Raw genomic sequence first — 21811 nt, 5'->3', positions numbered from 1 at the left:
CTTTCCCGATGAAATTTACATAACACCATTTTTTATTCGCTCTTGATTCCGGCAGGCGCGCCTTCGAACAAATTCGCCGAAGCGCTGAACGAGCGCGACTTTCTGGTGCGGAACAGATAATAAACAAGGCCAGCCGCGAGCCAGATGCAGCCCAGCGTCAGCGCATTCGCGTCCAGCAGCGTGATCAGCCACACGATGAACGAGGCGCCCGCCAGCGGGAAGATCAAGTATTGGAAGGTCTGCTTCAACGTCCGCTGTCTGCGCTTGATATAGCACTCTGCGATGACAGATAGGTTGACAAAGGCAAACGAGGTCAACGCGCCAAAGCTGACGAACTTCACGGCCATATCCAGGCTGATCACCAGCGCCAGCAGCGAGACGATGGTGACCAGCACGATATTGTTCACCGGCGTCCGGTACTTCGGATGAAGCTTGCCGAAAAAACCCTGGGGCAGTATCGAATCGCGTCCGAGCACGTACAGCAGCCGGGAGACGCTCGTCACCGACGTCAGCCCCTGCGTGAAGATCGCGAAGATCAGGACGGTGGTGAAAATCGCGCCGAGCGTCGCGCCGCCCGCCATCTTCATCAGCTCGAAGCCGGCCGAATCCATGTTAACGAACGTCAGGTGCGGATACGAAACCTGGATAAGGTACGAGGTGACGACGTAGAGCACGCTGGCGATCAGAATGATGAGCATAATCGCACGGGGGATCGTTTTCTTAGGTTCGATGGTTTCCTCCGCCAAGGTCGACACCGTATCGAAGCCGAGAAAGGAAAAGCAGATGATCGAGGCGCCCGCAAGGATGGTCGGCAAGCCGACACCGAGGTTCGCGAAGGGCTGCGCCACGCCGTCGAAGCCATGGAAGCCTTTGATCAGGTAGCCGCAGAACAGCGCGATGAAGATGATCTGGAACAAGACGAACAGCTTGCTGAGGCTGGCGGAAAACTGGATGCCCGCGATATTGACGACGGCCAGCACGATGTTGAGCAGGATGATCCAGACGAAAGCCGGAACGGCCGGGAACTGAGCGTGCAGGTAGATGCCGAACGTCAGGCATGCAATGATCGGCGAGAACAGATAGTCCAGCAGAATCGCCCAGCCCACCGTGAATCCCGGAATCGGGTGCATCGATTTTTTCACGTACGTGTACGACGAGCCGGAGCCCGGGAAAACCTTCGCCATGACGCTGTAGCTGTATGCCGTGAAAAAGATCGCCACGACCGACAGTGAGTAGGCTTCGGCAATCATCCCCTTCGAAGCGTCGTACGCGATGCCGAATACGGAAAAGTAAATCATCGGCGTCATCCAGGCCAAGCCCAGCGCGACGACCTGAACCAGCGTTAGCGATTGGCGAAGCGTAACCTCTTGTTTCATCCCTTAGCTCCCCTTTCCTGTCTCAAAAAAACAAAAATAAAAAGCCGCGGGAAGATATGTAACATATCCTCCCGGGCTTTTATCCCTCCGTGGACACGGCCGCTGTGCCGTGCGTCTTCTCTTGGACCAGACCGGCGATGCAAGCGCCGCGGAACCCTAGAAAACAATTCGTATGTAGTTGGATGAAGCAGATAAGCTAACAGGCATTAATGTGCTTCAATCATTTATGTTAGTTAACATAACATACAATTTGAAGTTTTCAAGCATCTTTTTGAAATAAGGATGTTTTTATGTCTTCATACCTAACGCAAGCAAGCTTTTTTTCTGATTTTCAACGCAAAAAAGCCCTCATTGCCAAAAAGAAGCGGCCCGCATTGTGTGAAGCTTGTTTACGGGCTCTTATTTTGGAAAGGGCTTTGCAGATGAACGATTAGTTGTCTAGAAATCGGCGATCAATGAAGAACCTCGACCAAAAACCCGCCAGGCGCTTTGACGTAGAACGTCCACGCGTGGGAGCGCTGCGGGGGATCCACTTCAAACCCATCGTCCCTCAGCCTCTGATTGATCTCGTTCACCCGCTCCTCGCTGGCTTGAATGAAGCCGATATGAAACGTGTCCGGATAAGCGACTTGCTTGCCTTTCATCAAAGTAAGCACGAACCCGCTGTCGTCGAACAACACCGCAAAGCCGCTGCCGCGGGTGGTTCCGATCTGCAGATCAAAGTAATGAACCAGGAAGTCGGCAGTCGCTTTAACGTCGGTGACGGTCAGGTTGAGATGGTTTAGCCTCAAGATCGCACTCCCCCAATCACAAGGTGCTTACGACCATATTTTAGCAGATTGTATTGGAATGAACAGCTAGAGGCGGAGACTGCTTTAATTTATGTTGACGACCACATATATGAATGTTATCTTAGGAATACGAAATATGTTGACGACCACATAATAAGGGGCGATGACGGCTTTGAAGAGCAACGACAACAATGATGCGATTGAAAATGAAATCAGCGCGGTCACCCGGTTCCCCGTAAGCTTCTCGATTTTCAGCTTGGCTCGTTCCCACCATCGCGTTGCGGGACAACTGCTTCGGGAAGCCGGCTTGTACCCGGGGCAGGAGCTCGTACTGATGCAGCTATGGCAGCGGGACAGCCAATCTCAGAATAGTCTCTCGAGGTCGTTGCGCCTGGATCACTCGACCATCGCAAAATCCGTTCGGCGATTGGATGATGCGGGGCTCGTCACCTGCAGCCGCTCCGAAGAAGATAAACGAGTCACGCTCGTATCGCTCACCGAGGCAGGACGCGAACTTGAATCCAGAGTCAATCAAGCCTGGAGCAAGATGGAAGAGATCACGATCGAAAATTTAAATGAGGAAGAAAAAGCGCAGTTCGTAGCCCTGGCCAAAAAAATCACCGCCGTACTGGAAAATTAAAACGAAATCAATCAAAACGATAAATATCGGAGGAGAATTCAAATGTCGAATAAAACCATGCAAGCGATTCAGGTTCATGAATACGGCGGTCCGGATGTCCTAAAGGCAGTAACGGTCGATCGCCCCCAACCGGCGGCGGACGAAGCGCTCGTTCGCATCGTGTACGCTGCGGTCATTCCGCTCGACTTCAAGATTCGCAACGGGGGGCTTCAAAATGTTTTCCCGGTAACGATGCCCTACATCCCCGGCTTTTACGCTTCAGGCGTTATCGAGGAGGCAGGGCCAGGCGTAACGGCGTTCAAGCCCGGCGATCGCGTATTCGGTATGATCAGAGGCGCTTATGCGGAATATGGCGTCGCCAAGGCCCAGGAGTTGATCAAGTTGCCCGAGAACCTCACCTTCGAAGATGCGGCAACGATTAAGGCAGGAGCCGAAGCGGCCTGGAAGGCATTGTTCACCGAAGGCGAACTCCAAGCCGGCCAAACCGTTCTCTTGCATGCGGCTGCGGGCGGCGTCGGACAGTTTGCCGTTCAGTTGGCCAAATGGAAGGGAGCAACCGTGATCGCCACGGCTTCGACCGCCAACCTGGACTTTGTTAAGTCGTTGGGCGCGGATCAAGTCATCGACTATACGACGACGAAATTTGAAAACGTCGCTGGCGAAGTAGATCTGGTCGTCGATTCAGTGGGCGGCGAGACGGAGACCAGGTCCTGGCCCGTTCTGAAAAAAGGCGGCATCTTCGTCTCGTTGACCCAAGATCCGTCCCAGGAGAATGCCCTGAAGCATGGCGTTACAGCGAAGTTCAATACCAAACTCCCTACCCGCCAGGACTTGGAAAGCTTAACGGAATTAATGGCCGAAGGTACCATAAAAGCTAAAATAGATTCCGTATTCCCGTTAAGCAAGGCGCAGGAAGCGCTCGAGAAAAGCGAAGCCAGACACGGCCGGGGAAGAATCCTGCTGCAGGCCGGCTCCATCTAATGGATTGACGCTACGCTGATGCCATACTGTTGTCAGTGGTGACTATGTATGATCGGAGTAGGTTGTAAAGCATTAGAAGATAAGGCGATGTATAAGGAAGGATGTTGTCCGATGAACTTTGCTTCTGTACGTATCATTACCGACGACGTCGATCGTCTCGTTGCTTTTTATGAGAAGATTACGGGCGTTACGGCAAAGCGCCCCGCACCTGTCTTTGCCGAGCTGGTGATGCCATCGTGCACGCTGGCGATCGGCCATTCCCAGACGGTGCCGCTGTTCGGCGCCGGTTCTGCGGTGGCGGCCGCCAATCGCTCCGTCATCATCGAGCTTCGCGTCGACGATGTCGATGCCGAATACGAGCGCTTGAAGCCGCTAGTCGACGAGTGGGTGAAGGAACCTACAACGATGCCCTGGGGAAACCGTGCCACGCTGTTTCGAGATCCCGACGGCAACCTGGTTAACCTGTTCGCGCCGGTGACCGAGGACGCAATCAAACGGTTCAGCGACAGGCGTTGAAGGGCTGACGATGAGAGAGACCATTGCGTTGAGCAATGGTCTCTTCATTTTAACCGGCTATATAGTTTGGAAAGGTTCGGTATGCGGTTCACATCGGTTCGAGCGGCAACGTATTCTTGGGCTCTAGAGCCTCGCAAACGTAATGTAATCAACCTGGACAGGCTCTGCCGATTCGCTCCGAAGCGCCCGGTTGATCTGTCCCCGGTGATATTGCCCATGCAAGAGGACCTGCGACAGGATATCCCGGACGGAGGTTCGGAACGGAACCCCGCTCTGGTTGGCATAGTCGACCATCTCGTCCAACTCGGATTCCGCGAGACCTTCGATATAGACGCGATACTGCTCGGCGTTTTCCTCGAACATCGTCCGGATCGCCGCCAGGTCCTCCGCCTCCTCCCACAACGAATACTGCGCGCTGCCCTTGCCCTGCAATCGGGACAGCCAGACTCGTTCCGCGATCGCGACGTGACGAACCAGCTTCAGGAGGTCCTTGTTCCTCGTCTCGCTCTCCTCGAGCGCGTCCAAGATGCGTTCGTCCGCCCAGTACAGGTGCTCCATCATGCGCTTGATCGTTTTCATTTCGGCTTCCCCTTTTCACAATAATCTCGTGGTCGCGGCTTCACCCTGACTTTTATTCGAGGACAAGTTGGATGCCACGCCAATCGCCTACATCGCATTGGCCGTACTCGTTATTGCCCGCAGCAACCATCGTGCCGTCCGATCTAAGCCCGAGCGTATGCGCGCACCCCGCCGCCACCGCAACAATATTCCGCCAGTTGCTTAAGTTGCATTGGCCATGTTCATTTTGGCCTACAGCCTCCACCGTGCCGTCGGATTTAAGACCGACAGTATGATAACTCCCCGCCGCTATCTCCACCATATCGCGCCAACCGTTAGTGTCGCATTGGCCATGACCGTTCAAGCCAACTGACGCCACCGTTCCGTCCGATTGAAGACCGACGGTATGGAGATAACCCGCCGTTACAGCCACCATGCCGCTCCAGCCGCTTATATTGCATTGGCCGTACCGATTATTGCCTGCAGCCGCCAGCGTACCATCCCTTTGAAGACCGACGGTATGCCAGTCGCCTGCCGCTATCGCGACGATATCGCGCCAGTCGTTTACATCGCATTGGCCTTCTTGATTACGACCTGCAGCCAATACGGTACCGTTCGATTTAAGCCCGACGGTACGACGCCAACCTGCCGCAATAGCGATAATATCGCGCCAGTCGTGTACGTCGCATTGGCCATGCTTGTTCCACCCGACAGCCGCTACCGTACCGTCCGATCTAAGCCCGATCGTATGCGCATTCCCCGTGTTCGTGGCCATATGAACATTCCCGGCCGCGACCGCTACAATATCGCGCCAATCGCCAACCTTGCATTGGCCGCACTTATTATCGCCCGCAGCGACCGGCGTTCCGTTCGACTGAAGAGCGACGGTATGTCGTTGGCCGGCGGCTATGGTATCTTTAGGCAAATGTTTCACCATAACCGCAGCTCCCTCGGATTTTCTAATACAATCGTTGGTGCACAAGACTCCTTATCAGACATTTAAAATTCAACAGGTTATGACTTAAAAGTCGTTAAAGACCAATGGTCTGCAAAGATAAAAATGGAATCCCAAGAGTCAGAAAAGCCCATAAAATAAAATAATCTTTTTTCTTTATCCGCAAACTGATTTGGAATTTTTAAATGAGACAAACAATACCCGATGTTTGGCGCCTCGCCACTAGTTAAAACAGTAAATTCTTCAATCGTTTGCAATTCCTGCGTTAAGATCTCATCGTCCTTTATCAGCAAGAAACTTGATGCATTGTGAAAGACGATTTCCCCGAATGGGTCTTCCCATGAATCTAACATCAATTGAACTTTAATGCCATTATCAAAATTATTGATCTTATATATCTTTGAATCATGAAAACCTATATCATTAAAATCTGAAGGTAGAGCATGATAAGGCAACGATAACGGCATTTTATCTGCGCCGAATAGATTAGGCGTTCTAGGCGGGAATGCTAAACACTCTAACCAAAACAACTGATAGTCGGCTTTTGGGTTATCCAGCTTAGCGAGTTCATCAAGTAGTTCTTTATGGTATAATGGCCAAACTTCCTTAGTCAATTTTCGCAACGTATTATATGTTTTTCTATATTTCCCTTCATCTATCCATTGGTTTGCAAGATCAAAAACCGACTTGATAATTTGATCTACCTTGCGCTTCAACTGCTCACCTCCATATGGTTAGTATTTTATCCCCACTGATAGAACGCTAGAATAAATACCTTGCCCTCGGTTACAAAATAAAACTGCTCCCAATCTAATTCATTTTTTGCTTCGACTTCCGATTTCAATCTATATACGATAAGTTCTTTACCATCAAAGAACTGGCTTAATAAATCAATCAGCTTGTTGCTAACTGAATTTGATTTTTTATCAAACTCAGCAGGTTGCTCAGGCAGTGCCTTACCATTATCATCGTAGTAAGAAACATGAACTTGAAAGTTTTGTATCCGATAAAGGGAAAAGAACCAATACGCACTCACTTCAAAAAGAGAGCCCTTCCAGTCAGGAAGGGCGCGCAACGGTAGGAATTTGATATCATCATGGTTTTTCAGATTACTACACTTATTGTACTGCACAACGATTTGCTCCAAAGGCAGATCATCTTCAAACTCACTGATCATGTATTTATGACCATGACCTGCTCCAAAATAAGAGTTGATCGTACTTAATGCATCCAGATATCCACTCATTTTAATTAAGATCTTGTAATCCATCGTACCCGCCTTTGTTTTACGATCCTTATATTCGAACACCTTGCCAGCTTAATAACGAAATGCTTACTTGAAACGCCCTCCATCAATTCTGTGCTTTGCCAGTGATCGAATTTCTTCATTGTCATCTTTTAGTAAACTGCTTAGAACTTTAAGTGTCGCTTTTTTATTGTAGACAATCCGTTGTCTGACAGAATCGCTAATGTCCGCTGCTAGTATTAATTGTAGGTCTTCAGGTAATCGATTTTTTGATGCGACCATAAATCTAACTCTTTCATCTACATCGACAGCGAGAATTTCCATGATCACAACAGGAACTGTTTTATTATGTGCCACCCATTTACGCATGTCAGGGTACCTATTAATTACATCTAACCAAACCTCGACAGACGCCTCATCCCATGCCGCTTTTAAGTATTCATCCATCTTTTCACTGCTTCGTAGCCTAACAAATTCTTCTGCGCATTTAATCATTACTGAACCTCGAGTTATATTTTTATACAAAGACCACTCATATTAGTAAGCTTTGAAAGCGACGAACACCGAACCGATCATCACGACAATGCCGCCGACCTTGCTCATGAAATAATAGAAGTCGCTCGGCTCGGGGTTCTCATACATGAGCCGCTGCGGAGATATTCTGAACATGAAATCCTGGAGGGCTTGGTACCGGAAGCTGCACCAGCCAAAGATCAAGAGGCCGAGAGCAAGAAACAGAAAACCTGGCATGCCTCGTTTGACATGGTATTCGGGATAAGCCGCGCTTACGAGCGCAGCCGGCAAGAAAGCTTCTTCCCCTTCCTGCTTGATCCTCTCGCCGTTGACGTACATCTGAGCAGACATGACCATATTGCCTTTATCATCGTAACTCAAGAGCAAGCCGTTATTGTCCTCGACGCTGTAGACATGGCCGTTTGGATAGGTCACGCGGAACTTGGTCGAGTATGGGACACTTTTGTCCGCAATCGCATACGACTGCCCGCCGATAGTCACTGTACGGTGCAGCTCGTCGACGGTGCGTACTTGGACGGGAGCTGCCGTGCTGCTATGATAAATGACGATACGGTCTTGCTCGCCGGCGGATTTATACGTATCCTCGTAAAGGTAGAAGACGCGGTCCGTAAAGTAGGGCTTCGACAAGACGCCTATCACAACGGAAACGAGGAGAACGGAGACGAAAAAAATAGAATCAGGCGTTTTCATTTTTCGGAATAGATCCGCTTGGGTAGAAATATTCGCTCATCCTTTCTGCCTTATCCGTTACGTTCTATAGAGAAAGGGAGTTGCAAACATTTAGAGCTCTTTCAGATTCAGCCGTTTTGCGTTTTTCGACGATATCCCTCTTCAAGGATTTGTTTCAAACCTTCTGTTTTCTAAAAGAAATGTTTCTCAAGATGTCTTACGTTTTCTTCGGTCACTTTAAGCTTATTTCCTAATGCATCGAAAATGAATTGCAATTCGCTTCAAAATTCTTATTCATTCGCGCCTCATTTTTAACGGACCCTATCCAATAAGTCGTATAAGGATCGTACTTTTAAAAAAAATTCAGCTTCACATGACAACCTCATGTTGGAACATATCTACCCACAAATTATACCATTATTAGGCACACTTCTGATTGTCACTTTGAGTGGTGCGGACGCCTATCAATGCCTTATCCATCAGCTCTTCCGCTAAGCCCGTACGCTGTCGACAGCCTCGCTATTTCGCCGCAATGCCTGCAAATATACATCTTTTTCCGCAAAAGTCGGCCCTTTTATGCAGGATAGCTGCAAAAGTGCAGTTATTTTCCTTCATCTGCCCCATTTCCGGCTTGCGCTTAGAAAATACCTGCGTATTCGCAGGTATTTCATTACGTGTCACGCGACGGCAGAAAATACATGTATAAATGCAGGCTTTGGGGACCTGGAAGCCGCCAATAGCGCCGGCCTGCCGAATATGCGCTTAGCAGCCCGCGAATCGCCGCCAATTTTATGCTTTATGATAAAAAGGCAGCCGGCCTCTAGGCCGACTACCTTCGTGTTTCTAAACTCTAAGCTTGTTTTATAAATAAGACCTCGTCCGATTCATATCCGTCACCATAAACGGATTATCCTTCTTCATGTTCTCAACTAAGCGATGAATTTGAGCGCTGTCCGCTTTTAATGCCTCTAATTCTCGCTGCGTGATGCCAACCAGTTGAATAAAGTCGACTTTGCCGTGGACCGTATCGATCCCTTCCGCTTCCGTATCGCTGACGACGATCAAGGCGGTGATCGCAGATTCAACGCCCACGTGAATGGAACTCCCATTTCCCGAAATATATTGAAAGGGCTCGAATATGGCTTCCCGGGTGTACGTATACCTGGCCAGATTAGAGAGCATATCGATGGCCCACAGACATTGCTCCACCGATTCTTCCTTTAACTTGAACGTCATCTCATAGCCCCATCGGCTCCACTCGCCGCCAAACGATTGCTCTTCCACGTAGAGCTCGGTCATTCCATACGTCAGGATATGCTTGTAGCCATTCGGGGAGTGATAGATGCTGTATCCATCGAGATACGCGTCTCCGCCGAACAAGGCGCGCTTATGTATCTCTGTCCCGTAATGCGCGGGAGTCTGCCCAGGATAGAGCTTTTTTTCGAACGCTTCATCGATGGCATCCCAACCCGGCGCCCAATCGTCCTGCGCTGAAGCCCGCTTTATATTCATCTAAATTCATGCTGGTCACCTCACGATTGTGCTGAGAATCCGGTTACCTCCATTCTATTTAGAAGCAAATCGTTTCGCAAACGCCACGCACAGGACAACGCCGAGGTTCACGACAAAGACCGGCCAGCCAACGGATTCATGCAGAACAAGCGCCGAGAGCAAGAGGCCGAAGAAAGGCTGGAGGAGCTGCAGCTGCCCGACCGCCGCTATGCCGCCTTGCGCAAGACCGCGATACCAGAATACGAAGCCGATCAGCATACTAAACAGCGAGACATATCCAAGGCTCAGATAAGAAGAAACTCGAATGCTTTCCCAAGATGGAGGCATCGTGCAAAACGCGATAACCAACATAAGCGGCAGCGAAATGAGAAGCGCCCACGAGATGACTTGCCATCCGCCCAGTCTCCGCGAGAGACGCGCACCTTCGGCATATCCGTATCCGCATGCGATAATTGACGCCAGCATGAGTCCGTCGCCGAGCGGCGATGATGCGGCTCCGTTTGCCAGAGCAAATCCCGCCACAAGGCAGCTCCCCAGCGCCGATAATACCCAAAAAACCGGTTTGGGGCGTTCACCGCCGCGAAGCACCCCAAAAATGGCCGTCGACAGCGGCAGTAAGCCTACATATATAATCGCATGCGCAGTCGTGACATATTGAAGCGCCAAGCCGGTCAGCAGCGGAAACCCCACGACGACGCAAAGCGCCACTAGCGCAAGCGGAAAAACTTCGTTTCGAACAGGACGTTGTTGCCTGAAGCAAATAAGCAATGCCGCCGCCAATACTCCCGCAATGGCAGCGCGACATACGGTTAGAAATAATGGATCGAAATCCATAACGGCCAGACGCGTTGCCGGCAGCGATCCGCTGAAGACAAGTACGCCTATAAATCCGTTGATCCATCCGCTCGTTGTTTGGTTCACTCTGTCCACCCCGCATTTACTTTTGTGCGATAATCTGCATTATAATAGTGACAGATGTGCGTGTATATCTCGAATAAACACATCTGTAAGGGTACAGATCGCAACTTGCGGGGTGCAGGGATGACGAACAAAAAGCAAACGGTGACCGATCGGATCCGGTCCGATATCGTCAAAGGTCTCATTAAACCCGGGCAAAAATTGCCCTCCATTCGGGAGCAGAGCCAAGCCTTCGCATGCAGCCTGAATACGATCATCGGCGCCTATCAGGAGCTCGAAAAGGAATACCTGATCTATTCGCGCCCGAAAAGCGGTTACTACGTCGTCGCGCCGGAAGCCCTCTTACCCTTGCTCCAAAAGAAACGAATCGATTTTACGTCAGCGGCGCCCGACCCCTCTTCGCTATCTCAGACAGACTTCCGACAATGCTTGAACAAAGCGATGGAGCTGTTCGAGAGTTCTATTTTCACCTATTCAGACTCGCAGGGGTTATTGTCCCTACGCCAGGAGATCGTGAAGCTGTTTCATAAGCAGCAAGTCTTCTCCTCGGAGCATCAGATCTTCATATTCTCAGGCGCTCAGCAGGCGCTTCATCTGCTGAACGGCATGCCTTTCCCGAACGGAAAAACGAACATCCTGGTGGAACAACCCACCTACTGGGGAATGCTCGAGTCGCTAAAAGCGCAAAACCAGACCGTGATCGGCATCGAGAGAACGCCGGACGGCATAGACTGGGCTGCGTTGGAACGCCATTTTCAGAGCAATATGATCAAGTTCTTCTACACGATCCCGCGATTCCATAACCCGTTGGGCACGTCCTACACGCAGAAGGAGAAGCAAAGAATAGCGGAGCTCGCGCAAAAGTACGACGTCTACATTGTAGAAGACGATTATTTGGCGGACTTTGAAACAAACCACAAGGCGGATCCCATTTGGGCCTATAACGGGTCCAGCCACGTCATATACCTGCGGAGCTTTTCAAAAGTCATGCTGCCAGGGCTCAGACTCGCCGCGGCGACCGTTCCAAGCGCATTAGTTCCTTCCCTTCAGCAACACAAGCGAACGGCGGATCTTAGCACATCCGTTCTCTCTCAAGGGGTATTGGAGATTTTTATCCAGTCGGGCATGTACGAGCATCATGCTAAACAAATGAGAGCCATGTACGCTCAACGAATGAGCAAGCTAAAGGAAGCTGCAAGCCGGCTGCTGCCCAAAGCGTTCTTATATTCCATTCCGGCTAGCGGAGGGCTGTTTGCTGCCTTGAATTTACCCGGCATACATACGGAGGAGCTCGTCAAGCGGATCGGCCAACGGGGGGTCGATGTGCTCCGGGCGGATCAGCAATTCCTCCCCACTTTTCCCAAGCCGAACCTGCTGCGTATGAGCATTATGCGCACGGACGAGCAGGATATTGAAGAAGGCATACAAACGCTTGCCGAAGAGTTGGATCATGCTACACTAACGAATAACGCCTATACGCCGTCCTTCTGGATTTAAATCCTATTATTTTACGAGGAGAGTCACGCATGACGATGAACGCCCCTTTACCTTGGAGAAAGGTACTTATAGACGAGGCTGCTCACACGATTTCCGGCGATGTTCATATTATTGAAGCCTTCCCGGTACCACAGCTTGAGACGGCGCGCAGAGTGTGGATTTATTTGCCGAGGAGCTATAGCGAAGGAAATCGCAGCTATCCGGTCTGGTACTTGCACGACGGGCAAAATGTATTCGATCAAGCGACCTCCTGGGGAAGCGAATGGGGCGTCGACGAGGCTTTGGAGCAGATATCGCAGGAGAATCCCACGCTTGAGGCGATCGTGGTCGCGGTCGATCACGGGGACGATCAGCGCAATCACGAATATAACTTCGCGATTAACTCGGAATATGGCTTCGGTGGAAAAGGGGAGGCGCATGTCGCGTTTGTGGCGGAGACGCTGAAGCCTTATATCGACAGCCGCTTCCGGACGCTCCCCGAAGCGGCGCATACGATGATCGGCGGCAGCTCGTTCGGCGCCTACATCTCGCTGTTCGCGGCGATTCGTTACCCCGATCTGTTCGGCCGCGTGGGCGGGATATCCTTTGTCATGTGGCACGACGAAGGCGCGATCATGCAGCTGCTCCGGGCGTCGGCGCTGTCTCCAGCGCTGCGCGTCTACTTGAGCATCGGAGAGCAGGAGACCGACAATCCCGAGTTTAATCGGCTTGCCCATGAGCACGTTAAGTCGGCCCGCCAGTCCCTGATCGAAGCAGGGGTTCCGGAGAGCCGCGTTCGATTCGACTATGTTCCTGGCGGGACGCACCATGAATCTACATGGGGCCAACTGTTTCCCGAGATGCACCGGTGGCTGCTTCAGTCTTAACGCTCGTTATACGTGCAGAACGCTTGGAACATTACGGCCGCCAGACTTCCCACAGGTTACCGTCCGGATCGGCAAACGTTATATTGGGTCCGCTGGTCACTCGTTCTCCGATTATATTTACGCCGTTATTCTTGAAGCGCTCCAGGAGCTCCTCGATCCGCGGCGAGATGAAGCACGCGATGGCATGGGGCCTGTCCTGATCCAAGGACCATGAAAAACGCAAACGACCGCCTTCTTCATCGGACTTATGGAGGAACAGCGCAGGGACGACTTGCCTTAACCCCGGCGAAGGCAAGTCGCCATTCTGGTCGGGTACGTTTAACACGGCCGTCGTCATCCCAGGCTCTATACGCTCGGTGCTTGCCGGTTGGTACCCCAAGTTTTTTTGATACCATTGAATCGACTCGTACACGTTATTCACAGGTACGTAAATGCAAGTGACTCCCGTAATGTACTCGCGCATAACCTTTACACCTCCGTAAGATCCGACGGCGATTCAAACACCTGCCGCAATTCGATCTGCCCTTCCCCGTGCCCTTGCGGATCCGGCATCCGCTTGGCCCATTCGACCGCTTCTTCCTTGGACTTCACGTCGATAAGGAAAAATCCCGCAACTAAATCCGGCGACGCCGCAAAAGGACCTTCCGTGACGACGGGCTCCTCCCCCGGCTTCGGAAACGAAAGGCGCAGCCCGTTTGAGCTCGGGTGCAGCCCTTTTGCCATAATCCGTACGCCTGCTTGTATCAATTCTTCATTGTACTTCGACATGGCCTCCCTGAGCTCTGCGCTCGGAAGATTGCCGGCTTCCGAATTGTGCGAGGCTTTGACGATCAGCATAAATAGCATCGGGCTTCCTCCTTATTTTGGGATTACCTGCCCTAAATATATCGCGTTACTCGGGTCTCCGTTTCTTTTGGATTGCTATAATAGCCGCGCCGCCGTCGTTTATCGTTTCCCGAGAGGTTAATCAAGCAAGAGATCGTCGATGCGTTCCGAGTAATATAAAAAAGCCTCGCCCCATCCATTGATAGCGAGATTTCTTGGAGCGACGCAGTAGGTGCAAACATAGCAGCGATGGCGGGCAAAACCGATAGGTCCTTGCGCTGGAGGCGATCCAGGACGTCGTCAAGCTCAGCGATCACGTCGCTAACTTCGTCGTACTTGGACCAGAGCAGTTCTGTGTCGTCTCCTATGTGCCCCTTTATGTTTTGAATGATTTCGGATAATCTCTCGTACCGAATATTGCTCCCCCCTTGGTAAATCTCGATTCCTCGTCAGCGCAACAATTCAGCATTTTGGTGCAGCCCCAAAATTTCTATCACTTCAGCTTGACCAATTCTTCTAGGGCCCTCCATTAGATAACCAATAACACCAATCTTAATTCTATTTACATGCACGAGCCGTCTCATTTCGGGAAATAGTATCCACATCGTTGCCGTACCCTGTCTTGGAACAGGGACGGTTCTATCAAGAATTATCTCTCCGAATTCGTCTTCAAATTCTGGATGAATAGCAAACATACCTGTTTCTTTAATATCATCGCCATCATATGAAAAGTCACAACGCAATCCCTGAAATACGGGATTCTTTCTGCCACCTTCACTTTGAGAGAATAATCGATACTGTATCCTAAAATCCGGAGGATGTTTTCTTATTGTCTCATACGGGGTCCATAGCTCCATGTCTAGATTCTCCTTATCGACTATTAGCCAGTTCCTTCACGCTGCCAACACCTTAGAATAAGTTCGACATTACCAGTGTTCTGACCTTCTTAATCGACGGGCACTCTATCTCCCCTGCTATTCGGTTTAGAAACCACCAGAAATTCGATCTCTTCATCGGATTTGTTGAACATCTGATGCGGCACAAGTGCAGCGACCTCTACGCCCTCTTGGGCATGGAGGATCACTTCCTCCCCGTCTACATGGATGGTTGCCGAACCCCACAATACAAAGAAAAATTGACGCGATTGTCGGTGGTAATGCTTCACTTCCGAAGTATGGGCCGGCATCCGTTCGTGGATGACGCTCAGGGCTTGATCCTTAACTAAATGCCAGCCGTCGCAATGATCTCCCCAAATATAATGCTCGGCAGTATGTTTGCTTATTTTCATACCAGTCACGCCTCCCCGGTACTTCCAGTATGATCTGCCCGCACTCATTTTAACAATGCCGGACTCAGCCTGCCCCACATCACAGGGATCGCCGCCGCAATAAGAATCACGCCCATTAATGCGGGTGCGGCGTGACCAAACGATACATAGATCTGCCCCCCGACGATAGGCCCGATCATCCTCGCTAATGCCTGAATCGATTGACTGCCGCCCTGAACGCTTCCTTGCTCGCTGGAATCGACCGATTTGGACAGCATCCCGTTGAACGAGGGTCCGAAGATCGAATCGCCAAAACCGAATAGGAACATGCCTGCGATAAACAGCGGATAAAAGGAGAACAACGCCGATGCCGCGAACAGACCGTAACCGACGAGCTCTGCGCTCATCCCGATAACCGCGATCTGTTTATCGCTCCGTTTTTTCAGAAGCTTGGGCATGATCAAGCCTTGAGAAAGGATGTCCTGTACGCCCATGATGGAAAACAGGAGTCCGATCGTTGCCGGCTTCCAGTTGAAGGTGTCCAGGGTAAATTGAGAAAATACGGCCTGGAGCGATCCGTTCGGTACCCATAGCAGAAATGCGGCAATCAGGAGTCTGCTCAAGCTTTTCATGGAAAGCAGGCTTGCAAGCTGGGCGAATGGATTCAATCGCACAAAGGGGATTTCCTTCAGCCGCTTGTTCTTATCCAGGCTTTCCGGCATAAAGAAGTATCCGAATGCGACGTTCAATAATGTAATGACGGCCCCGAAATACAGCGGTGCGGCATAATCGAGCTTGGCCAGCAGCCCGCCTAGCGTCGGACCGATGACGGTTCCTACGCCGACAACTGCGCTCATCCAACCAAAGTATTTGGTCCTCTGCTCCGAAGGAATGATATCCGCAAAATAGGCGAATATCGTGCCGATGCTGCCGCCGGTTATGCCTTCTATGATGCGCCCTACAAAAAGGATCCACAGCGCGCCGCCCAAGCCGAAAACGAAGTATCCGATCGCTGAACCTAATAGACATAATAGCAGCAAGGGGCGGCGGCCATATTTGTCGCTCAGAGCGCCAAGCACGGGAGCTGCGAAAAACACGCAGCCTGCATAAACGGAGGTCAGCAGCGTAACGGCGATCGCTTGCTCCGCCGGGTCGCTTATATACGGCTGCACCAGAAACGGGACGACAGGCGCAACGATGCTGAAGCCGATTCCGCATAAAAACACGGACATGAGACCGAATAAAAGTGCCTTCCTATCTATGCTATGCGCTGGATGCCGGTCAGATTTAGAGCTGGTTTGAAACACTGGCATTCTCCTCTTGATATTCGAATTTTTGTTTCCTCGGAAACACAATCACATCGTAACGCCTTTTTGTGTCCACGTCAACAAAAAACCGATTGTAAAAAAGCAGCCTATACTCCGTAGAGTTGGCTGCCTCGAGTCCATCCTTATTGCGTTCTATTCCGACATCATATCGACGCCTTGTTTCTTGATTTCAGCATCCAGATGCTTGCTATACCGCTCCACGAAGCTTAGCATACTCTCGTATTGCGCATCGGTGATGTGCGCAAAGACATCTTTGTCCCGCTCCCGAAACTCATTGTGCAGCTTCTCGTGGATCCGGTTAACCTGTTCTCCTTGCGCCGTAAGCCTGAAGTATATTTCCTTTTTGTTTTCCGGCTTCTGGTAGCTCTCGATGAGCCCCTTTTCCATGAGCTTTTTGGCTATTTTGCTGATGGCGCTTCTGGTCATATAGAAGGACTCCGCAAGCTTGGTCACGTTGGAATCCGCATGTTGAGCGATGTATTCGATGCAATGCACCTCAGAGGGCTTGTGCCCCTTGAGACTGGCTTCCATCTTCGACTTGTTCAGCCACACCAGCTTGTTGTACAGATCTCTAAAGCCCGCGAGAACCTGGTCTTCCTTGTTCATGGCGTGTCCTCCCGCCGTTCATCTTACTTCCCTTATATCATGCGGACAGCAAATAGTAAATCAAACGGGACCGTTCATCATTCAGCCGGAGGATCAACATGGAGATTCTGATCTGGCGCAGTCAGTTCCCATCTGGTAAAAGTAACTTCAAACCCCTCACGGGTTGGCGAGCATGCAAACGGACCCGCCTGGTTACCCGTTGGATATGGAAACCGTGCGACGCGAATGGTCCGCCATGCATACTTTGTACTGCGGGCCCGGATAATGACGGCATCTTTGAGGATGGACGCGCGTACGGTCACTTCCTCACCCGCCCATTCAGGCACCGCCGTAAGCGACCAGTCCGAATAACCGTCCGTCACCACTGTAGCGAGTTGAGGTATGCCATCGTTTATTTCAATCCCTGTTTTAATCCATTGCCCGGGACCGTGGTATAGCGGCAGGCCTGCCTGATCGTACAGCTCCGTAAAGGAATGGAGTTGAAAACTCACTTCAACCGCGGTCTCGTGATCCCAATGAGCAAGCAATGCCGGCCCATCTTCATGTTCAAAGCCATACAATGTCTTTTTCCAAAAGTCTCTCCCTTTCTCGGGCGACACCTTCAAAAATTCGTCTTCCTCCCGGAAGCTTTGAGGAGGGTTGAGCCATGTACCTGCTTGCCATTCCATTCGTTTGCTCGTTGGTGTCATTTATGCTCATCCTTTCTTTTTAAAGATCATGACTGCCGCTTAGTCATGTAATGCGCTGTGAAAAAGAACATGCTTGCGCAGCGGACTATCTTCTTCGACTTTTGGATGATCAAAATTGCGCACAAAACGCATGCCGATCTTGCGCATGACATTTTCCGAAGGCTTATTCACGTCGGCTGTAAAGCTATACACCTCGCTAAAACCCAATTCTTTAAAGCCATGCTGCAAACAGGCCGAAGCTCCCTCTGTCGCGTATCCTTTTCCCCAAGCTTCTTTTCTCAGCCGCCATCCGATTTCAATGCACGGTGTAAAGTCCGCCTCAAATGTTGCTCTATGGAAGCCTATAAACCCGATAAAAGCTTTATTTTGCGTTTCTTCTACCGCGTATAATCCAAACCCGCATTCTTTAAACTCGGCTACGATAGAATGGTAAAACGCTGTTGTTTCTTCTGCCGATAACGTTTTAGGAAAATATCTCATCACGGTTTCATCCGCATTCAGTCGACAGAATGGCTCTAGATCAGCTTCTTCCCAATCGCGTAATTTTAGTCTTGGCGTTTCTAAATATATCAATTTACACCTCCGGGATGATATCTTCTTGTGAGAAAACTTTTTAAATGAATTATTATAATGGCGTTTACTATTGGAAAATCGTTGCGCAATCTTGCCCGCCAGCAGAACAACCCGCCAGATTAGACCGGCAGGCTGTGTATGTTCGTTTATTGAAGCGCCAGCATTACGCCGCTGCTCTTTAACGCCGTTAGCATCTTTATTAGGATAGCCTACACAATGCTTCAGAAATTCATTCTTGAGAACGATAAATCATCCCCTCGCCCCATATTGTTGCACCATTTCAACAGCATTAAATGATCCCTATTCGCCGATTTATTGATGAAGATTCCGGCAATTATAAAACAATTGAACCTGTCACAAAAATAGAAATGTCTTTAATGTCCACCAAACTTCACCTATTATCATTTTTAGTCTTCTAGGACTGCACAAGTTAATCCTATTTAATTAACTCCGTAAAGGCTAAGATAATCTTCTATTTTATTCTTCATTGGCCCATCAATTGCAATCTTTCCATCGATCTCACGATTATGAAGATAAAATAGAATATCTTCTATCGTCACAATCGCGGTGGTTTGAATGCCGTAATCATCATTTAATTCTTCAATAGTCGTTTTATTTTTACGTCCCCTTTCCAAACGGTCGACAGAAACAATTAGGTCTGTTATTTTGACCTCTGCAATGGTTCCAAGCAGCTCCAAGCTTTCCCTTACAGCAGTGCCCGCCGTAATTACATCTTCAATAATCGCGATGCAATCGTTGCTTTGAGGCATATGCCCGATGATTTGTCCTCCCTCACCATGATCTTTCTTTTCCTTTCGGTTAAAGGTGACGGATATATCTCTTTTATATTTATTGTACAGAGCAGTCGATGCAGCAACCGCTAGGGGGATTCCTTTATAGGCCGGACCGAACAAAACATTTACTGATTTGTCTACTTGGTTCTCAATACAATCAGCATAATATTCGCCTAGAATTGCAAGTTGCTTTGAAGTTCTAAAGTTCCCTGTGTTTATCATATAAGGTGTTTCTCTGCCGCTTTTGGCTACAAAGTCACCGAATATAAGAACATTCGATTTAAATAGAAATTCAATAAAATCACCTTTCATACGCATTGAAATCTGCCCCCTAAAAATTAACTCTCTTCTTAAATTAGCTGCATTATTCAGAAACCAAAATATACTTCAAAGAGCCTTCAGAGGAGTACAGCGTTCGGTTAACCTCGTACGTGTCGCCTGCAGGAACGGCCTCACGCGAACGCTCCGGTATGGGATCCGAAAAACTGTAGCCGCCAATAGTCACATCAGCGGTATGGAAGTCTTCTGCGCCTGCTGGCAAGTCGTTGCCGGATACGTTCTTTGCGACAAACGTAAGCAAAATACGTTTATCTTTACTGCCTGCGGGCGGTAGATTCATTTTGAAATAAAGCGGCCGAAAATGACCGACAGTTTGAAATTCCCTGGATTCGTCGAGGCGTTGCGTGACGCTTCTTCTTTCACTTCCATTGGGAATGGAAATGGAAAGCAATGATTCTTCATAATCTGCTTTAATATGGAGTCCGTTCAATAGCACTTTTGCAGGGATAAAGAACTGGCCTTGTTTCATTACTGGCATTGTGTCCAATTTAACGATCGTGCCATCGTACGAAGCGATATTGGCGTTTAGCGTCAACTCAACTTGATGTTTTGCCAAGGACACCATAGCTCTGTGAAGTTTGGCGTCATAATTTACATCCGCGCCTAGCAATTCACCGACAGCGCGCAGCGGCAGCATGAGCCTATTATTTGCATCAATGTAGGAGACATCGGGAGCAGTGAAGAGCACGTAGTAATTGTTGACCTTCAAATGCACTTGCGCTTGTATTTCCTTGCCTACTGATATAGGGGAGGCTTGTGCCCCATCTCTTCTTGCCGCTATAACTGGAAAGGCTAACAAGGCTATTGCAGCAATGCGCAAGCTATTTTTAATTAAATGCAACAACGGGGTTGTCCTCCTTAGAACGGCTGCTAATAAGGAATATCCTTGGCGCTCGTTCTCTTAAGGGAAAATATAACATTCGGAAAACAAGTTGTATATCGGTATCCAGTCAGAGTCGCAATACGGTTATTGATTCATTGTTGAAGAATGCTCATCCGCGTAGATGACCAATGGAAATGGATGCCCTCCATTCGTTAAGAGTACATAACACGAAGCAACGCTTGACAGATTAGACGCGACAAATCCCCGTTGGTCCTCTGAGTGTGAAGGGCTCAGATCACGTCGTCGATGTCGACACATAAGGTGCCGTGGTCTTGATTCAACCCGTTCTCGATATTGTAAGCAGCTGTCTCGAGCAATTTTTCTTTTTCTTCAAGCATGATCGCGTTAACTCTCGAGCTAACCGGCTCGTAGCCATCCGCTTCTGGCGCTTTGTAAATAAACTGAGTTACCAGGTCGATGGTGTTATCTTTTTGGACGGCAACGACACGGACGTTTGCGAGCTCAGTGAGGTCGTTAGCGACCTCGTCATCAGGGGCATCGTTATCACCGCAAATACTTACTTCCCAGTAGTTCCATCCTTCCTCCGTCTCGCCGCCGCCAAAACTTACAGCCTCAATGTTCTTCCAATTTCTCATTTCCAACTTCGATCTCCTCCTGCAGATGCGCGATTAACGCCTTACTCGCAAACCATGTCTATCAATAAACTTTTCGAGAGCGTTATCCCACGCATATCCAAAATCATTCTTCAGCGCACACGCTTCGTCACATTCCTCTTTGCTTTCATAAATGTCCCAAGGAAAGTACGTTCTATTGTTCCCCTTCGAATAAAATGCAACAACGTTGCCACTGACTCGAGACGAACTTATTTGTTGTTTATATGAAAATATACCATCAGTGAGTGGCGTCCGTGACCATTCGGAGACCCAATAAGTCCTGTCTAATTCTATTTCTTTATGGTGTTGAGACAGGGCTTCCAGAGTTGCAAGTACTGCCTCTTCGTCTTTATTATCCGTTGAGTGAATTAGTTTTCTAAGGATCCTCAGCATTTGATGTACCTCCTTTCAAATATTCATATAAATTTTCCTGCTCAAAAAACTCAATTAGAATACGATAAATGATGATATTCGATATAACCGTGGATGAACGCTTGAAGTAGTTGTAATGATTTTTTTCCAAGATAGATTTCCGGAAGGTGCCCTATTTTTTGGAGTAGAACGTATAGTTTGTCCATATCCACCTCTCCTAACCTATGGGAGCAAACCATATCGATTAGCCGAACAGCGTAAGTTCTGCGCAGCGAGCGGATTTATTTCTTGTTACAATCGGGGTAGAACCAATGTAGATCAAAGAAAAATTTTTCTATATAGAACGCAATTAACAAACGCACATCATCACGCCAATCATCAAATCGGGTAATGAAATAGTAAATAAAACCTGGTGGCGATGAAGATGAGTAGTGAAAACATGGAGCAATTAACCACAGCTAT

General features: G+C 49.3%; 27 protein-coding genes, 1 pseudogene and 1 riboswitch. Of the genes and pseudogenes, 5 read left to right on the top strand and 23 right to left on the bottom strand.

Annotation, left to right across the window (positions count from 1 at the left end; all coding sequences use genetic code 11):
- Positions 1–32: 32 nt before the first annotated feature.
- Together ACFOTD_RS31760 and ACFOTD_RS31755 are read right to left on the bottom strand one after the other, a co-directional pair.
- A complete protein-coding gene (locus tag ACFOTD_RS31760) occupies positions 33–1376 on the bottom strand; it encodes an APC family permease (RefSeq protein ID WP_378123982.1) in 1344 nt (447 codons plus the stop codon).
- A 66-nt stretch (positions 1377–1442) separates the two neighbouring features.
- A riboswitch (guanidine-I (ykkC/yxkD leader) is annotated at positions 1443–1547 on the bottom strand.
- Positions 1548–1828: 281 nt separating this feature from the next.
- On the bottom strand, positions 1829–2167 hold the full coding sequence (locus ACFOTD_RS31755; protein ID WP_378123981.1) for a VOC family protein: 339 nt from the start codon (positions 2165–2167) through the stop codon (positions 1829–1831).
- A 172-nt stretch (positions 2168–2339) separates the two neighbouring features.
- Between ACFOTD_RS31755 and ACFOTD_RS31750 the strand changes: the two genes are divergently transcribed.
- The 3 genes from ACFOTD_RS31750 to ACFOTD_RS31740 all read left to right on the top strand — a co-directional run bounded on the left by ACFOTD_RS31750 (position 2340) and on the right by ACFOTD_RS31740 (position 4304).
- Positions 2340–2807 carry a MarR family winged helix-turn-helix transcriptional regulator gene (locus tag ACFOTD_RS31750; protein WP_378123980.1) on the top strand — a complete coding sequence of 156 codons (468 nt, stop codon included), beginning with the start codon at positions 2340–2342 and terminating at the stop codon, positions 2805–2807.
- 42 nt (positions 2808–2849) lie between these two features.
- Entirely contained in the window at positions 2850–3788 is a 939-nt protein-coding gene (locus tag ACFOTD_RS31745; RefSeq protein WP_378123979.1) for an NADP-dependent oxidoreductase, read from the top strand.
- 111 nt (positions 3789–3899) lie between these two features.
- On the top strand, positions 3900–4304 hold the full coding sequence (locus ACFOTD_RS31740) for a VOC family protein (protein WP_378123978.1): 405 nt from the start codon (positions 3900–3902) through the stop codon (positions 4302–4304).
- A 123-nt stretch (positions 4305–4427) separates the two neighbouring features.
- On the opposite strand, the gene ACFOTD_RS31735 is transcribed toward ACFOTD_RS31740, so the two are convergent.
- The 8 genes from ACFOTD_RS31735 to ACFOTD_RS31700 all read right to left on the bottom strand — a co-directional run bounded on the left by ACFOTD_RS31735 (position 4428) and on the right by ACFOTD_RS31700 (position 10699).
- Positions 4428–4883: a DinB family protein gene (locus ACFOTD_RS31735; protein ID WP_378123977.1), complete on the bottom strand. Its 456-nt coding sequence runs from the start codon at positions 4881–4883 to the stop codon at positions 4428–4430.
- Between the two features lie 52 nt (positions 4884–4935).
- Positions 4936–5799, bottom strand: a complete 864-nt coding sequence (locus ACFOTD_RS31730) for an RCC1 domain-containing protein (protein WP_378123975.1) — start codon at positions 5797–5799, stop codon at positions 4936–4938.
- Between the two features lie 77 nt (positions 5800–5876).
- Positions 5877–6533: a hypothetical protein gene (locus ACFOTD_RS31725; protein WP_378123974.1), complete on the bottom strand. Its 657-nt coding sequence runs from the start codon at positions 6531–6533 to the stop codon at positions 5877–5879.
- Between the two features lie 26 nt (positions 6534–6559).
- Positions 6560–7087: a hypothetical protein gene (locus tag ACFOTD_RS31720; protein ID WP_378123973.1), complete on the bottom strand. Its 528-nt coding sequence runs from the start codon at positions 7085–7087 to the stop codon at positions 6560–6562.
- A 63-nt stretch (positions 7088–7150) separates the two neighbouring features.
- On the bottom strand, positions 7151–7558 hold the full coding sequence (locus tag ACFOTD_RS31715; protein WP_378123972.1) for a hypothetical protein: 408 nt from the start codon (positions 7556–7558) through the stop codon (positions 7151–7153).
- A gap of 42 nt (positions 7559–7600) precedes the next feature.
- Positions 7601–8287 carry a DUF6199 family natural product biosynthesis protein gene (locus tag ACFOTD_RS31710; protein ID WP_378123971.1) on the bottom strand — a complete coding sequence of 229 codons (687 nt, stop codon included), beginning with the start codon at positions 8285–8287 and terminating at the stop codon, positions 7601–7603.
- 840 nt (positions 8288–9127) lie between these two features.
- On the bottom strand, positions 9128–9778 hold the full coding sequence (locus tag ACFOTD_RS31705; RefSeq protein WP_378123970.1) for a suppressor of fused domain protein: 651 nt from the start codon (positions 9776–9778) through the stop codon (positions 9128–9130).
- A gap of 54 nt (positions 9779–9832) precedes the next feature.
- Positions 9833–10699 (bottom strand): DMT family transporter, encoded by an 867-nt coding sequence (locus tag ACFOTD_RS31700; RefSeq protein ID WP_378123969.1) that lies wholly within the window; start codon positions 10697–10699, stop codon positions 9833–9835.
- 120 nt (positions 10700–10819) lie between these two features.
- Between ACFOTD_RS31700 and ACFOTD_RS31695 the strand changes: the two genes are divergently transcribed.
- Positions 10820–12193, top strand: a complete 1374-nt coding sequence (locus tag ACFOTD_RS31695) for an aminotransferase-like domain-containing protein (protein WP_378123967.1) — start codon at positions 10820–10822, stop codon at positions 12191–12193.
- Between the two features lie 29 nt (positions 12194–12222).
- The gene (locus ACFOTD_RS31690) at positions 12223–13059 is read left to right on the top strand and encodes an alpha/beta hydrolase (protein WP_378123966.1); all 837 of its coding nucleotides are present in this window, start codon (positions 12223–12225) and stop codon (positions 13057–13059) included.
- Between the two features lie 31 nt (positions 13060–13090).
- Here ACFOTD_RS31690 and ACFOTD_RS31685 read toward each other — a convergent pair whose 3' ends face one another.
- The 13 genes and pseudogenes from ACFOTD_RS31685 to ACFOTD_RS31625 form a co-directional block, all read right to left on the bottom strand.
- Positions 13091–13522: a VOC family protein gene (locus tag ACFOTD_RS31685; RefSeq protein WP_378123965.1), complete on the bottom strand. Its 432-nt coding sequence runs from the start codon at positions 13520–13522 to the stop codon at positions 13091–13093.
- A 5-nt stretch (positions 13523–13527) separates the two neighbouring features.
- Positions 13528–13905, bottom strand: a complete 378-nt coding sequence (locus tag ACFOTD_RS31680) for a YciI family protein (protein ID WP_378123964.1) — start codon at positions 13903–13905, stop codon at positions 13528–13530.
- A gap of 428 nt (positions 13906–14333) precedes the next feature.
- Complete coding sequence (locus ACFOTD_RS31675; RefSeq protein ID WP_378123963.1) at positions 14334–14741, bottom strand: hypothetical protein; 408 nt, start codon at positions 14739–14741, stop codon at positions 14334–14336.
- Positions 14742–14830: 89 nt separating this feature from the next.
- Positions 14831–15172 (bottom strand): cupin domain-containing protein, encoded by a 342-nt coding sequence (locus tag ACFOTD_RS31670; protein WP_378123962.1) that lies wholly within the window; start codon positions 15170–15172, stop codon positions 14831–14833.
- A gap of 44 nt (positions 15173–15216) precedes the next feature.
- On the bottom strand, positions 15217–16464 hold the full coding sequence (locus ACFOTD_RS31665) for an MFS transporter (protein ID WP_378123961.1): 1248 nt from the start codon (positions 16462–16464) through the stop codon (positions 15217–15219).
- 147 nt (positions 16465–16611) lie between these two features.
- Positions 16612–17085: a MarR family transcriptional regulator gene (locus ACFOTD_RS31660; RefSeq protein ID WP_378123960.1), complete on the bottom strand. Its 474-nt coding sequence runs from the start codon at positions 17083–17085 to the stop codon at positions 16612–16614.
- Between the two features lie 77 nt (positions 17086–17162).
- Positions 17163–17774: a DUF1349 domain-containing protein gene (locus tag ACFOTD_RS31655; protein ID WP_378123959.1), complete on the bottom strand. Its 612-nt coding sequence runs from the start codon at positions 17772–17774 to the stop codon at positions 17163–17165.
- Between the two features lie 39 nt (positions 17775–17813).
- Complete coding sequence (locus ACFOTD_RS31650; RefSeq protein ID WP_378123958.1) at positions 17814–18347, bottom strand: GNAT family N-acetyltransferase; 534 nt, start codon at positions 18345–18347, stop codon at positions 17814–17816.
- Between the two features lie 440 nt (positions 18348–18787).
- Entirely contained in the window at positions 18788–19459 is a 672-nt protein-coding gene (pyrE, locus tag ACFOTD_RS31645) for an orotate phosphoribosyltransferase (protein WP_378123957.1), read from the bottom strand.
- Positions 19460–19505: 46 nt separating this feature from the next.
- Positions 19506–20324 (bottom strand): copper amine oxidase N-terminal domain-containing protein, encoded by an 819-nt coding sequence (locus ACFOTD_RS31640; protein WP_378123955.1) that lies wholly within the window; start codon positions 20322–20324, stop codon positions 19506–19508.
- A gap of 147 nt (positions 20325–20471) precedes the next feature.
- Positions 20472–20621 (bottom strand): annotated as a pseudogene (locus ACFOTD_RS31635) (GNAT family N-acetyltransferase); the annotation flags it as partial.
- Positions 20594–20965, bottom strand: a complete 372-nt coding sequence (locus tag ACFOTD_RS31630) for a hypothetical protein (protein ID WP_378123954.1) — start codon at positions 20963–20965, stop codon at positions 20594–20596. The gene ACFOTD_RS31630 and the pseudogene ACFOTD_RS31635, both read right to left, overlap by 28 nt.
- Before the next feature lie 27 nt (positions 20966–20992).
- Positions 20993–21370 carry a hypothetical protein gene (locus ACFOTD_RS31625; protein ID WP_378123953.1) on the bottom strand — a complete coding sequence of 126 codons (378 nt, stop codon included), beginning with the start codon at positions 21368–21370 and terminating at the stop codon, positions 20993–20995.
- Between the last annotated feature and the right edge of the window lie 441 nt (positions 21371–21811).

Source organism: Cohnella sp. GCM10012308 (assembly GCF_042649185.1).
GTDB lineage: Bacteria > Bacillota > Bacilli > Paenibacillales > Paenibacillaceae > Cohnella.
This window is presented reverse-complemented; position numbering and strand designations above follow the sequence as displayed.

Bases quoted from the DNA above. Each gene is read 5' to 3' on its own strand.
- pyrE (WP_378123957.1), bottom strand. From the start codon at position 19,459: ATGCGTATGAAAGGTGATTTTATTGAATTTCTATTTAAATCGAATGTT.
- ACFOTD_RS31760 (WP_378123982.1), bottom strand. From the start codon at position 1,376: ATGAAACAAGAGGTTACGCTTCGCCAATCGCTAACGCTGGTTCAGGTC.
- ACFOTD_RS31710 (WP_378123971.1), bottom strand. From the start codon at position 8,287: ATGAAAACGCCTGATTCTATTTTTTTCGTCTCCGTTCTCCTCGTTTCC.
- ACFOTD_RS31720 (WP_378123973.1), bottom strand. From the start codon at position 7,087: ATGGATTACAAGATCTTAATTAAAATGAGTGGATATCTGGATGCATTA.
- ACFOTD_RS31655 (WP_378123959.1), bottom strand. From the start codon at position 17,774: ATGACACCAACGAGCAAACGAATGGAATGGCAAGCAGGTACATGGCTC.
- ACFOTD_RS31675 (WP_378123963.1), bottom strand. From the start codon at position 14,741: ATGGAGCTATGGACCCCGTATGAGACAATAAGAAAACATCCTCCGGAT.
- ACFOTD_RS31680 (WP_378123964.1), bottom strand. From the start codon at position 13,905: ATGCTATTTATGCTGATCGTCAAAGCCTCGCACAATTCGGAAGCCGGC.
- ACFOTD_RS31695 (WP_378123967.1), top strand. From the start codon at position 10,820: ATGACGAACAAAAAGCAAACGGTGACCGATCGGATCCGGTCCGATATC.
- ACFOTD_RS31740 (WP_378123978.1), top strand. From the start codon at position 3,900: ATGAACTTTGCTTCTGTACGTATCATTACCGACGACGTCGATCGTCTC.
- ACFOTD_RS31670 (WP_378123962.1), bottom strand. From the start codon at position 15,172: ATGAAAATAAGCAAACATACTGCCGAGCATTATATTTGGGGAGATCAT.
- ACFOTD_RS31745 (WP_378123979.1), top strand. From the start codon at position 2,850: ATGTCGAATAAAACCATGCAAGCGATTCAGGTTCATGAATACGGCGGT.
- ACFOTD_RS31690 (WP_378123966.1), top strand. From the start codon at position 12,223: ATGACGATGAACGCCCCTTTACCTTGGAGAAAGGTACTTATAGACGAG.
- ACFOTD_RS31665 (WP_378123961.1), bottom strand. From the start codon at position 16,464: ATGCCAGTGTTTCAAACCAGCTCTAAATCTGACCGGCATCCAGCGCAT.
- ACFOTD_RS31660 (WP_378123960.1), bottom strand. From the start codon at position 17,085: ATGAACAAGGAAGACCAGGTTCTCGCGGGCTTTAGAGATCTGTACAAC.
- ACFOTD_RS31625 (WP_378123953.1), bottom strand. From the start codon at position 21,370: ATGCTGAGGATCCTTAGAAAACTAATTCACTCAACGGATAATAAAGAC.
- ACFOTD_RS31685 (WP_378123965.1), bottom strand. From the start codon at position 13,522: ATGCGCGAGTACATTACGGGAGTCACTTGCATTTACGTACCTGTGAAT.
- ACFOTD_RS31705 (WP_378123970.1), bottom strand. From the start codon at position 9,778: ATGAATATAAAGCGGGCTTCAGCGCAGGACGATTGGGCGCCGGGTTGG.
- ACFOTD_RS31735 (WP_378123977.1), bottom strand. From the start codon at position 4,883: ATGAAAACGATCAAGCGCATGATGGAGCACCTGTACTGGGCGGACGAA.
- ACFOTD_RS31730 (WP_378123975.1), bottom strand. From the start codon at position 5,799: ATGGTGAAACATTTGCCTAAAGATACCATAGCCGCCGGCCAACGACAT.
- ACFOTD_RS31715 (WP_378123972.1), bottom strand. From the start codon at position 7,558: ATGATTAAATGCGCAGAAGAATTTGTTAGGCTACGAAGCAGTGAAAAG.